We start from the raw sequence: 12,367 nt of genomic DNA, 5'->3' as shown, positions 1-12,367 counted from the left end.
CGACGGGCGACCAAACGAGAGGACAGACGGATGACTATGAAGGCTGTATTCGTCGGCATCGACCGTCACCGATCGCCGGACGTTCCGGAGCTCGGCGGGGCGAAGCGCGACGCCACCGCGCTGTGGGCGCTTTTCGCGGATTCCGTGCCCGGACTTGCTTCGCGGCTTCTCGTCGACGAGCAGGCCACGCTGTCGGAGGTGCGGGATGCGGTCGTCGGCACCCTGAACGGCGCGGGCTCCGACGACATCGTGGTCCTGAGCTTCGCCGGACACGGCTCTCCGGACGGCAGCTTGGTCCTGTACGACACCGAGCCTTCCAATCTCGCCGGCACGGCGCTGTCGATGACGGTGCTGGCCGAGGCATTCCGGACGACGAAGGCCAAGGTCGTCCTGTGCATCCTGGACTGCTGCTTCAGCGGTCATGCTCCCGCACGCGTGCTCGAGACCGCCGCCAAGCCGCGCAGCGCCTTCGCGCTGGCCGGTATCTTCGGCGAGGGTCGGATCCTGCTCGCTGCCTGCGCACCGACCGAAGCTGCATGGGAGCAGCCCGGTACCGGTCACGGCCTTCTCACCTACGCGACGATCGAGGCGATGAGCGGAAGCGCCGGAGCGCCTGTAAGCTTCCCCGCCGTCGCCGACGAGATCATCCGCCTGGCGCGCGTCGAGGCGACCCGCAGTGGCGTGACGCAGACGCCCGCGTTTCTCGGCACCGTCCAGGGCGGACTTGTCTTCCCTGCGCTGGTTCGCGGCGCGAACTACGCCGCCGCGTTCCCGCCCGTGCCCGTGCATCGGATCGCGAGCTCCTTCTCGGAGCTCGCCGGCGCCGGCCTGCCGCAGGAGATCGTCGACCAGTGGACCGCGACCTTTCCGGGCGGCCTGAACGCGCTGCAGATCAAGGCCGTGAACGAGTTCGGTGTACTCGCCGGCAATTCGCTGCTGGTCGTGGCGCCGACCAGCAGCGGCAAGACTCTCGTCGGCGAACTCGCCGCGATCCGCGCGGTCACCGCCGGCAAGAAGGCCGTCTTCCTGCTGCCGTACCGGGCGCTGGTGAACGAGAAGTTCGAGGACTTCAGCGCGCGCTTGTCGCCCGCGGGCCTGCGCGTCGTGCGCTGCAGCGGCGACGCCTCTGACGGGGTCGCTCCCGTCCTGAGCGGCCGCTACGATCTCGGTTTCTTCACGTACGAGATGTTCCTCAATCTCGCGCTGTCCTCGCCGCGCCTACTCAATCAGCTGGGCCTCGTCGTGCTCGACGAAGGGCAATTCATCACGGATCCGGCGCGCGGCATCACTGTCGAACTGATCTTCGCGCTGCTGCTGCGCGCCCGTCAGCGCGGCATCGACCCCCAACTCGTGGTCCTGTCCGCCGTCATCGGCAACCTCAACGGCTTCGACCGGTGGCTCGATCTGCCCTTGCTGACGTCGCGCGACCGCCCCGTGCCACTGATCGAGGGCGTGCTCGACCGGCGCGGCAACTTCCAGTTCGTCGACGTCGACGGAACGACGAACATGGAAACCCTCATCCCGCCGGGCCACATCGTCCAGCGCCGGGACAAGCCGAGCTCGCAGGACGTCATCGTGCCGCTCGCCAAGCAGTTGGTCGCCGAGGGCGAGAAGATCATCGTGTTCCGCAACACGCGCGGTCCCGCGCAGGGCTGCGCGCGCTATCTGGCAAAGGAATTGGGACTTGGCCCCGCGACCGACGTGCTCACCGTCCTTCCGACGCAGGATCTGACGGCGGCCTCGCAGGATCTGCGCGTCTGCCTCGAAGGAGGGACCGCCTTTCACAACACGAATCTGCTGCGCGCCGAACGCGAGGCCGTCGAGCGCGGATACCGCGCGCAGGGCGGACAGATTCACGCCCTCGCCGCGACTACCACGCTCGCCGCCGGCATCAACAGCCCGGCCTCGACAGTGATACTCGCGGAGAACGAGTTCGTCGGCGAGGACGGCCGCCCCTTCACGATCGCCGAATACAAGAACATGGCAGGCCGCGCCGGCCGCCTCGGCTTCAACGAGACCGGCAAGGCGATCATCCTGGACGAGACGCCGATCGAACGGGCGCAGCTGTTTCAGAAGTACGTGCTCGGCAGGCCGGAGGACGTCACGTCATCGTTCAAGCAGCGCGACCTGCCGACTTGGATACTCCGGCTGCTCAGCCAGGTCCGGGGCGTGCGCGGCGAGGAAATCCCGGGACTGCTCGCCAACACGTTCGGCGGCTATTCCGCTTCGCTGGCGAACCCGCACTGGATCCGCCAGACCGAAGGCGACATCGCCGCGTTCGTAGACCGCCTGTTGCAGGCCGGCCTCGCCGAACGCGACGGCGACCTGGTCCGCCTGACGCTGCTCGGTCGCGCCTGCGGATCGTCGTCCCTCGCGTTCGAGTCCAGCCTGCGCCTGATCGAGCTGATGCGTCAGCTGGACATCTCGCGCACCAACCCGGTCACGGTGCTCGGCATCGTCCAGGTGCTCGCCGAGATGGACGCGATATACACGCCAGTGATGAAGCGGGGCCGCGCCGAGTCCGTCCGCGCAAGCCAGGTCGGACAGCGCTACGGGGCCGACATGGCGCACTTCCTGCAACGCTACTGCGACGGCGGTTTCCAATATCTGGCGCGATGCAAGCGCGCCGCGATCCTGTTCGACTGGATCGGCGGCGCGCCGGCCGACGAGATCGAGCGGCGCTACACGACGACGCCCTTCCAGGGCGCCGTCAGCTATGGCGACATCACGCGCATCGCCGAAGGCGCCCGCTTCCATCTGCGATCGGGGCACCAGATCCTATCCGCTCTGTTTCCCGCGCAACCCGACTTCCTTCTCGCGCTCGACGAACTCCTCCGCCGGCTCGAATACGGTCTTCCCGTCGATGCGCTGGGGCTGATGGGGCTGCCTGTAGTACTGTCACGCGGACAGTACCTCGCCCTCCACGCCGCGGGAGCGCGGACCGTCGACGCCGTCCGCTCATTGCATCCCGACATGCTCGAGAGCTGCGTCGGAAAATGGACGGCGAAAGCCATCGGCGAAATTGCGAGGGAAAAGGCTTCGGCCGCTTAGAGGAATGAGACGTGAGCACGTTGATCGTCCAGAGCAAGTTCGCCAATCGATGCGCGATCCATCCCGCGTCTACTAAACTGGACGCCTGCACGATAACCCGTTCGGATCGCTACGTTTTCCTGCGCGCTCTGTCAGACGGTTGAGCGGAACGAACTGCTCGGTGCCGCTGGCCATGGTTACATCTTCTTCTTTCTTCTTGGACATGTTGTTCTCCTTCTTGGACAGAGTTTTTGCAAAGCAAAAGGTGCCGCAATAACCTCTGGCTTCGCCGAGAAAGTAGACCGCAAGCGCAAGGGTGAGCGAAGTTGCGCAGCAACTTTCTTGGGGGGGGGACCTTTAGGGGGAACCAAAACCCGAAGGGGCGCGCCCGTGTGCGCGCGAGAGGAGAGCCTCTTAGCCTTCTCCTATGAACCGTCGATCGCGACGTACAAAAGCGCTCCCATGACGCGCGCCTCGTCGCGCAGAACATCACGCATTTCTATGGCCGGCACTCGGCTGACGCAGCCGTGATTGGCCGGATACGCGAGCACGTTCCGCATTGCATGACCATTTGTCGGATCCCAACAGGATTCTAGGCTTCAGCCGAAACAGAAGCGCGTTGGGATCTAACGAGGGTCCAGATGGGTCGTGGCAATCCGCCCGTCTTGGGATTGTCTGACGAGATCTTGCATGGCGCTCTCCATTTCAGCGGCCATCATCGTTTGCTCATGCTCGGTTGCGAACTCCTGCGGGCTCTGCATCGTAAGGACGACTTCGCGATCGAGCAGGATCAACCGCGCCTTGTGCTCCTTCTCCGGCTTGAATTCCGGATTGGCTGTCGGATGGAAAGTTTCGACAAACGCAACGGCGCAAGAGGTACGAGCTTCCGGCCGATCGTGATGACTGTCATGGTGATCCCCTGTCTGTGGTCGAAGGAGATTCTGGTGTACCGAAAGTGGTCGGCCTGCTGCACAGGAACGATCTGGAATTGGGGCGGATCGGTTGGTAATGTGCGTCAGTGAGCTCGATACGGCGACAACCGAGCTTCAATGCACGGGCCTTTCGCCCTAGATCAAGCAAGTCATGACGCCGCTGAGCCGTCGGCGTCGTTGCTCGCGGATGGCGCGGCGCGTTTGCGATTTCCGAGGGTACCTTCTCGGTAAGCCCGGATGATCTCAGCATTGGGATCTGGATGCTCAACCAGCGCGCCGTCGAAGATGGTCGATCGCAGACATTGCGCCGTTATCCGCTCAAGATCGAGCAGAGGATCGTCGCCATATGTCTCATAGTACCGATGATACTTATCGGATTCGTACACATCCGGAGCGCCGCCATGGATCACTGAATTGCGAAGACCGAGCAAAAGTCTAAGGCGCGGATACTCAAAACTGGCTTCACCGTGCCGGCCGACCGCATCAACGACCGCCTGTGTTGCCTGAGCAGCATCGCCAAAGATCGCATCCAAGGTCATAAAGAGCCATGGAAAGCGTTCCGGCGCGTCAAGTGGCCAAGCACGATAGAAATACTCCAGCGCCATCGCCTGACGGCGAGTCGGGGTGTCAGAGGCCGCCAATTTAGCCGGCAGCATGGACAGCCATGCATGATCGGACGTTCGAATGACAATATCTTCCGACATTCCGGGCGTATGCGCGTCACCGTAGGATGTCGTCATGCCGCCGTGCGCATCCAGCGTACAGCGGCCGCCGAACATGCTGCGCATGGAGAATTGGTGCCGGTAGCCGGGAAGCGGTGTAAGCGCCAATGCACCCAGTATTGTCGCCTTCATCTTGTTGGAAGCCTGAAAGATCGGCGATCGGATTCCAAGCCACGCAGACGGCTTTTCCTTCCTGCCTTTCCAGTCAGAGACCGGTGGAAACTCCTCCGGATGAAGCCCTGTCAGCCCAGCAATACCCACCTGGCTGTCGCTCAGAGATTTCGAGCGAATGAGAAAGAACGGCGCTGAATAGAAATCGTCCTCAACACGTACGGACACGAGCGGAAACAGCGTGAGGTCGAGGGGTGGGTTGAAGATTGGTGAAGCGGCGAGAAAGTTAGCGAGAGTCGCCTTCGTTTCTTTCGATACGTGTTCGTTGTATGAGCACTCGAACTTCCGCAAAAAAGTTTCGTTGCCTAAATAGCCGTAGTTCGCAGTAATGAAGCTCGCAAGTTGGCTCTGAATGTCCCTTACGGACATGGACCGAAGGTAGGTGGGACCAGACTGACGAACGAACAGCACGGCGCGCACCATGAGACGTCGTCGAAAAAAGACATACGTGCTGAGACGCCGATTCCAGAGCGGTGTTCCAGGTGGGCCAAATAGAAATCTGCTCTCGAGGCCGTCGTCGCCCCTCGTGCGATACATAGCCGAAAGGATCAGCTCGATTGCTTGAGAAAATATTTCGTCTGACATCGGAAGATACCACCAAAAACAATCACGCTGCCAAAGGCCGATCCGGTCTACGCAGGCGAAGCCTCATGGCAGCGCGACTATGGAACATGCGCGACCTTTGCTGGATCAAAAAGCTCGATAATCATGGCCGTGACATAGCGAAAGGGTTCAAGAAACATGGGGGCGTTTAGGATGGTGTCGCTACCATGCGCGAACATATTGCGGATCATCGTGATCGAACGAACATCTGCGGCTACCAAGCCTTGCGCATTTGCGGCTTCTAGCAACTCGGCGAGCATCGCAGGACGCATGGCCTTTCCTTTGCGCGTCGTACGCCCGGTGAATTGATGGCCAATGCGTAGGCGCAGGGCCAACTCAAGGCAGGGGAATGTCTGGGCGGAAGCGAGCGTCAGAAGATCGTAGGCGAAGTAAGAATAAATACAGGCGTTGCGGATACCATCGTGAGAGCGTCGAACGGATTCGGGAACGTAGTCGGGCAACGCCAAGGCGCTCATATCGCCATGCAAGGCTTCGAGCGAGCTGCCGACGAAGCCGGCTGAGCCAGCATAATAGGGATCTGGCGAAAGGAGGTTACAACCGTCTTTGAGCATGTCGAATTGACCTCGAAGATTGACCGGTTGGAGGATTGCCCGGTCGGCAGCAACCTAGCTTCTTACAGAGTGGAAGGAGTTCGCGGTGAGGCGTTCCACCTCGGCTCGAACACGTTCAATCGAAAGCCCACTGACGCCAAACCTTTCAAACAACGAAGCCACGAGCGGATGGAGAACGTCGGCCAACTTGTCTTTGATGTCCTGAACCGAAACGGTGGTTTCGAGTAAGGCTTCGTCACTTCGCGACGCCCCACCCTCAAACATCAAGTCACTGGACGGATTACCCCAGTTGCGGAGCACGCGACCCGTCAGGCCCATGTAGTGCGCACGCATGCGAACCTTTATGTCCGCCGTGTCGCGTTTCATGAGCGTCGCGAGATCCGCTGCATGCATCAGCAATTCACCCATACGCCAGACGGGTAGAGTCGTGTCAAAGATCGTTGCCGGCGCAAAAGTATCCTGCGAATCCTCTTGATAGCCCCGCATGATAAAGGCCCGGCCGGACGGGGCAACGCGCCAGAAATCGCAATGGGCAGCATCGCCCAGGGGACGGTTCGCTCCCGTCTCATCCGTCGGCTTCAGCCAGCATTCGATCGTGCCGTCTTTTTCGTAGGGCGCCAGTTCGTGCCGGGTGAGAAATACGAACAGGGGCCAGCCCGTGTGCCGAACGACGGCTTTTTCCAGAACGTCTCTGAATTTATGCAGCTCGAAAGTTGGAAGGTCGCCTTCGAGCGCATAATCAAATTGGTACGATCCGCTCGGAAAGCGTCCCGGTGAATCATCGGGAAGCTTCTTGGTCAATTCGCGCCATCGCGCGAATGCCTCCGATACGAACGCTCCTTGAACGCTATTGGAATCGCGCTCAAAGACGAGGCCAACGACGCGCAAAATGTCGAAGACTTTGGCGAGCGTGAGCGTTTCCTCGCCGCGATCGAAGGCGACCATCGTTGGAATGGAAACACCCGCGAGTGCGGCGTGCTCTTTTTGTGTGAGCTTTTCGGCCCTTCGGCGCCGGATCGCTTCCGCGACGATCGATTTCCAATTAAGCGCTTCTACTCTTCCAGGATTCGCAGGCATGCGCCCCTCACAATGTCAGAATAACGATGAACGAACCCGTCCGGCGGCTCGCCTTGCGGAGGCTCGATAATGGAAGCGGCTTTTTTGACGCGCGCCTTTAGATCAGTGCGCGTCTGATCGACGGCCGCTTGGGAGAGCCCGATACTTTTGCCGAATGAGGACAGCAGGGGCCACGCAACTTCATCAAGATTGGGCTTCTTGCCATCGATCGAAAGCGCGATGTTTTGATCGTAGCCATCATAGAAGGCGGTATTCAGGATGTCGTAGGCGGGCGATAGGCGAAGACCATCCGCCGTCTCAAGCAGCGAGAAATTCTTCAAGTGAGCGTCGCAATTGCCGACCAGGACAAAGACGATCACGCGCCGGAAGAGCTTAAGGAGGTCAATGTCGGGACGAACGGAATGGTTCTTGAGAGCTGCGGCGACCTCTTCGTACGAAGCGTCGTACTTTCCGCTGAAATCCGCGCCTCGCGGTTTAACGAGTATCTGCGCGAAGTCCTCAAGCCGAAGCTTTTGATTGTCCGACCTTCGGTCGAAGCGCGTAACGACAAGGCCAACTTCGTTGAGTTTGGAAACTTGCCCTTGCGTGAAGGTATTCACTTCATCGGCGCCAAGCAGAGCGGCAGCCCATCGCAAACTTAGGGCTTCGTTGCGGACCAAGCTGTCGAGCCGCTCGGAGTTGAATTTTGCGATGTAAGGCGCCGGACCGGTTGCGGCCGCCGGGACAAAATGATCGCCCTCCTTTACGACAAGCAGTTTGCGTTGCACCCCGGAGATTGTTCGGCCGGGACTGGCCGTGACTTCCTTCACCGGTGGAAGGTTCTGAGCGGCGTCATTCTTCCCGCGCACGCTGACGGCACCAATACAGTCGGCACCAAAGCGTAACAGCAGCCCAAAGTCATCTTGCTCCTGAAGATGGGCAACATGGGTCTGTTTGTCGCGAAGCCAGCCTTCTGGGCCGAGATGTTGAAAGAAAGGGTGCAGACCCTGCTTCCATTCATGCTCGCGACGACTGACGGGAAAGCAGCAGCCGACTTCGGTGCGCCAGTCCGCGTTATAGGTAAAGCGCGAGCCCCCGGTCGCGGTTTCCTCGAGGGTTCCGGCCACCTCGTCCTTGAACAGGATTTCTGCGCTTCTCACGGTCATGCTAAAACCTTTCTGATCTCAGAGAAATTTTTGCCACGGAAACTAAAAGATAGCTTCCTTTCTTGAGATTATCTACTTATAAGTAAGCCATAGATTATCTGAAGCGAAATAAAGCTCGATTAAGAAGCTATGGCTTCTCAAAACTAGCCTATTTTCAAATGCTTGCTTAGACATGAGCCTCGGCGAGGGGGACAATACCAAAAGAAGCGTTGATAATCGAACAAATACGGAACAGAATGCCGAATGGCTAAGGAAACGTATCAACCAGCCCAAATCGCGGCCCCCGCAGCGACAGGCGGCGCCGGACCTCAATTCGAGGCCAAGGTTGGTGCGTTTTACGTTCTGCCGCTGCTGTCGGGCGGCGAGCCGCGTGGCCTGCCCGGAGCCACCGTCCGAAGCGTCGCCTTTCAGCAGAGGATCACGGAGCATCCGCTCGACGATGTGGTCATCAAAGCCGCCAATCGGGACGGCTCCCCAGCGACCCTGGAGATCCAGGTCAAGCGCACCCTCACCTTCACTGCCTCCGACACGGAATTTCGCGACGTCGTCGGACAAATCTGGGAAGCAGCGCAGAAGCCCGATTTCGCGACAAGCCGGTACGAACTGGCAGCGGCGACCGCGCGAACGACAACGCGTATCGAGCAAACCTGCCAGGAAGTCCTGCACTGGGCTCGCGAGCTGCCCGACGGCGCGACCTTTGCCACGCATATCGACCGGCCGTCGTTCGCATCGAACGACATGCGCAGTTTCGTCGAAGTCTTTCGCACCAACCTCGGACTGGCCGGGGCGCCGACAGACGACGAGACGGTTTGGCGATTGCTTCGTCGATTTCAGATTTTGGTTTTTGACTTTGAATCAGCAGGCTCGGACTACGAACATCGCGCGCGCGAGAATTTGCGCGGTATGCTTGCCGCCGATCAGGCCGACCGCGCCAACGACCTTTGGCCGGTTCTTATTGATTATGTCGGCGCAAGCGCTCGCGCGGCCGGAACAACTGATCGGCCTGCAATCGCCACGCTCTTGGAACAGCAGCATGGCGTTCGGCTCACACCGCATGCCTATCTGCGCCCGGTCTATGAGCGCCTCGCCGAAGCCACCGAGCAGGCCCTCGATGAAATCGACGAAACCGTTGGTGGTGTACGCCTAGCGCGGAACACACTGATTGATGGGGCGTACGATGTCATCCACCAGCATCCTACGGTACTGATCCAAGGTCGGCCGGGTGTCGGCAAATCCGCGGTCATGAAGCATCTCGCCGTACGTCTGCAAGCGGAAGGTTGCATCCTGGCCTTGCGCCGCGGCAGGATTATTCCAGGCGGTTGGGCTGTGATGGCTCACACGATCGGCTGGGCCGGCTCGCAGGCGGAACTGTTCAACGAGCTTGGGGCGGGGGCGGAGCGGTCCTGTTCGTCGACAACATCGACCAGATCGACGATCCGGGCGAATGGGCTACAGTCACCGATCTGCTGTCGCAAGCCGCCCGGAGTCAGGGCTGGCACGTCGTCGCAACCTGCGGCGTCGAAAGTGATGACTGGAAAATCAAACTTCCCGCGCGCGTAAGAACGGCAGGCATCGGCGCCTTAGAGGTCGGGGCCTTGTCGGATGAGGAAAAAGCCGAGCTGTCCTCCCAGAACAAAGCACTTGCCCTGATTTTGGCCGACGGCCATCCGGCAAAGGGAATTGCTGAAAACCTCTTCTATCTGTCGCGCCTGATCGAGCTTGGTGTCGGACAGGACGCCGGTATCGCGACCGAACTCGATCTCGCGCGCTTGTGGTGGCGCTACGGTGGTGGACGATCTGAGGACGACCGGAGATTTGCGCGCTTGAGACTGCTGCGTGCAATTGGCGCGCAAGCGATCGCGAATCCCTCGCAGGTGACATTCAAGGTCGATGAACTCGATTCAACGACCGTCGCCGAATTGTTGCATCTCGAAAGTCTGCGCGAGGAAATCCGAGGCGCAAGCATAACGTTCCGCCACGATGTGCTTCGTGATTGGACGATCGGCTTTCAGATCCATGAAGATGCCGGCCTGTTGGCGGCGCTACCGATGGACCGCCCCCTGCCGACCGTCCTGGGGCGCGGGCTTGAGATCGCGGCGAGGCTCGCGTTGGCCGATGATCCGACCGGGCAACGCTGGCTGGCACTGCTTGCGATCACCGAGCGCGAAGGAAGCCATGGAAGCTGGAAGCGGCCGATCTTGCTGGCGCTTCCTCGCTCAGAAGATGCCCTGACCTACTTTTTGACACTGACACCCGTTCTGCTCGAAGCAGGCGGACATCGTCTGCGGGAAGTGATCCGGCTAATGATCGCGGTCGAGTCCGAGCCGCTCGCGGCGTTGATCGCGCGCGTGAGACCGGACATATCCATTCCAGGCGGTGCCGGCGATCTGATCGCACCGAAAGGCCCAGCCTGGGTTTCGCTCGTGGTTTGGCTCGCGATATCAGCGAAGTCGTTGCCGACCGAAATCATTCCGGATGCCGTCAAGGTATTTCAGGCATGGTTGATCGTGACGCAAGGTCACAATCACCCCATCAACGCCCAGATCGTCGATATTCTTTTTGGCTGGCTCGCACTTATCGAATCCCGATTGAGGCATCGCGTCTATCGGGACATCAGCGAAGTTCCGCCACTCTCAATATTGATCACGCGGATGACGTGCGTAACGAAATCCGAATGATCGTGTTCACCTTTGCGAACCTGAACCCGACCGCCGCAGCCGGATATCTGTCCGGCATCAACGCGGAACGGATCAACCATCATGATCAGGAAACCCTGCTTAAGTCACCCGGAACAATGCCTGAAGCCGCCCCAGGGCCATACGCGGATTTTGTGCTGGGAACGTTGATCGAGAAGGATGATCCCGACCGCTACTCTAGGCGGCGCCGCGACTACGGTCCGTTCGAGATTCACGACCATGTGTTTCTGGATACGCCAGCCGATGGCGGTGCGTTCCTCACGGTTTTGAACGCCTCGCGCGAGGACGGATTGCGAATTGTTCGCGGGCTCGTCGAGCACGCAACGCAATGGCGCCGCGAACAATACCAAAGAGAACGAAGGCCGTTTCCACACATCAATATCACATTTCCGGGCAACGCTCAGAGATTCGAAGGCGATCTAACCGTCTATCGATGGGCACGGGCCTCCGGTCCCTCGCTGATCCCGGCAACGGCACTGAGAGCACTTGAGGCCTGGGGCCACCTCGAGATTGAGGCTGGAAGGCCGTTTACGGAAGTTCTCGAAGATATCCTTGGTCCCAATGGCTCAAGCGTTGCGTTTCTCAGTGTCGCGGTTGACCTCGCTCTCTCGCATTGGCAAGCGGCTGCCGATGCAGCTTGGCCCCTGGCAACAAACCCTCGATTGCTTCAATTGGATGAGGATCGCTTCCGGCACGACATTTCTGGCGTCAATCGCTTCTCAGAGCGGTCAGCAGACTCAAGTTGCCGTTCGCGTGGATCTCGATGCGCAACCGTCTCGACGGACGCGCCTGGCCGACATGATAGGACGTTACGTCTTCCGCGAAGATGCCAGCACCCTCGGGCTTCTCCGGGCGGCCATAGAACAATCGCGTGATGATCTCAGTGGTCAGGATGATGAGCGTGCAAATCGAATCGAAGAGCTCCGCCTGACGGTCACCCGCGCCCTGCGTATGACGGAGGCTGAATTGGGAGGCCGTGACGCGGACGTTGCCGGACGGCACGCAAGTCGAAGTCTACCAGTTCAAGGAAATTCCCGAGGAGCAGCAGAAGCGAGAAGACCAAGCTTCGCGAGCAAACGCTGGCCTTCAACGGATGAATATCCGCCTCAGGATTCAGTCGGCTCTCCTTGAGCCCGACCAATCCACGCTGGCTCTGGTCCGGGAAGCCCTCGCATGGGCAAAGGCGCAGCCTCTGGAAGTCGAACCGAAGTCAGACGAGGACGACGACAACTACGACGCGGAATGGAATCGGCGGGCGGTAGTGATGACCGCTGCGCTGGTGGCACGCGACTACGAGGCCGCGGATCGCGAGGACGCCCTGATCTGTCAATCGGCATTGGACTGGGACCCCCGATCGGCATCCAAAGGGGACCCCTTTGATCGACGCGTTCTGCCGGTAGCGCTCGGCTCGTCGGAGCT

Annotated in this window: 11 protein-coding genes; 6 read left to right on the top strand and 5 right to left on the bottom strand. The window is 60.2% G+C overall.

The window, feature by feature from the left end:
* The first annotated feature begins 30 nt into the window (after positions 1-30).
* Positions 31-3,051, top strand: coding sequence for a DEAD/DEAH box helicase (locus tag GGD61_RS38175; protein ID WP_183232307.1), 3,021 nt, complete (start codon positions 31-33; stop codon positions 3,049-3,051).
* 72 nt (positions 3,052-3,123) lie between these two features.
* Here the strand turns inward: GGD61_RS38175 and GGD61_RS41355 are convergent, their stop codons facing one another.
* The gene (locus tag GGD61_RS41355) at positions 3,124-3,255 is read right to left on the bottom strand and encodes a hypothetical protein (RefSeq protein ID WP_283814588.1); all 132 of its coding nucleotides are present in this window, start codon (positions 3,253-3,255) and stop codon (positions 3,124-3,126) included.
* 416 nt (positions 3,256-3,671) lie between these two features.
* On the opposite strand from GGD61_RS41355, the gene GGD61_RS38170 reads away from it, so the two are divergent.
* Complete coding sequence (locus GGD61_RS38170; RefSeq protein WP_183232306.1) at positions 3,672-4,052, top strand: hypothetical protein; 381 nt, start codon at positions 3,672-3,674, stop codon at positions 4,050-4,052.
* 59 nt (positions 4,053-4,111) lie between these two features.
* On the opposite strand, the gene GGD61_RS38165 is transcribed toward GGD61_RS38170, so the two are convergent.
* From GGD61_RS38165 to GGD61_RS38150, 4 genes are all read right to left on the bottom strand, one after another.
* A complete protein-coding gene (locus GGD61_RS38165) occupies positions 4,112-5,278 on the bottom strand; it encodes a hypothetical protein (RefSeq protein WP_183232305.1) in 1,167 nt (388 codons plus the stop codon).
* A 239-nt stretch (positions 5,279-5,517) separates the two neighbouring features.
* Positions 5,518-6,030, bottom strand: coding sequence for a hypothetical protein (locus GGD61_RS38160; RefSeq protein WP_183232304.1), 513 nt, complete (start codon positions 6,028-6,030; stop codon positions 5,518-5,520).
* A 54-nt stretch (positions 6,031-6,084) separates the two neighbouring features.
* On the bottom strand, positions 6,085-7,107 hold the full coding sequence (locus tag GGD61_RS38155; RefSeq protein ID WP_183232303.1) for a transcriptional regulator: 1,023 nt from the start codon (positions 7,105-7,107) through the stop codon (positions 6,085-6,087).
* Positions 7,083-8,252: a type II toxin-antitoxin system HipA family toxin gene (locus tag GGD61_RS38150; RefSeq protein ID WP_183232302.1), complete on the bottom strand. Its 1,170-nt coding sequence runs from the start codon at positions 8,250-8,252 to the stop codon at positions 7,083-7,085. Before GGD61_RS38150 ends, GGD61_RS38155 begins: the two co-directional genes overlap by 25 nt.
* Before the next feature lie 243 nt (positions 8,253-8,495).
* Here GGD61_RS38150 and GGD61_RS38145 point away from each other — a divergent pair, with 243 nt between their 5' ends.
* The 4 genes from GGD61_RS38145 to GGD61_RS38130 all read left to right on the top strand — a co-directional run.
* Entirely contained in the window at positions 8,496-9,812 is a 1,317-nt protein-coding gene (locus GGD61_RS38145; protein WP_183232301.1) for a hypothetical protein, read from the top strand.
* 35 nt (positions 9,813-9,847) lie between these two features.
* Complete coding sequence (locus GGD61_RS38140) at positions 9,848-10,930, top strand: hypothetical protein (protein WP_183232300.1); 1,083 nt, start codon at positions 9,848-9,850, stop codon at positions 10,928-10,930.
* Positions 10,927-11,823: a hypothetical protein gene (locus GGD61_RS38135; RefSeq protein WP_183232299.1), complete on the top strand. Its 897-nt coding sequence runs from the start codon at positions 10,927-10,929 to the stop codon at positions 11,821-11,823. The genes GGD61_RS38140 and GGD61_RS38135 overlap by 4 nt, the downstream gene beginning before the upstream one ends.
* 101 nt (positions 11,824-11,924) lie before the next feature.
* The coding region (locus GGD61_RS38130) for a hypothetical protein (RefSeq protein ID WP_183232298.1) at positions 11,925-12,367 on the top strand (443 nt) is incomplete at its 3' end.

The sequence above is a fragment of the Bradyrhizobium sp. SBR1B genome (assembly GCF_014198205.1).
Lineage (GTDB): Bacteria > Pseudomonadota > Alphaproteobacteria > Rhizobiales > Xanthobacteraceae > Bradyrhizobium.
Note: the sequence above shows the minus strand (reverse complement) of the source record. Positions and strands in the feature narration are given on the sequence as shown.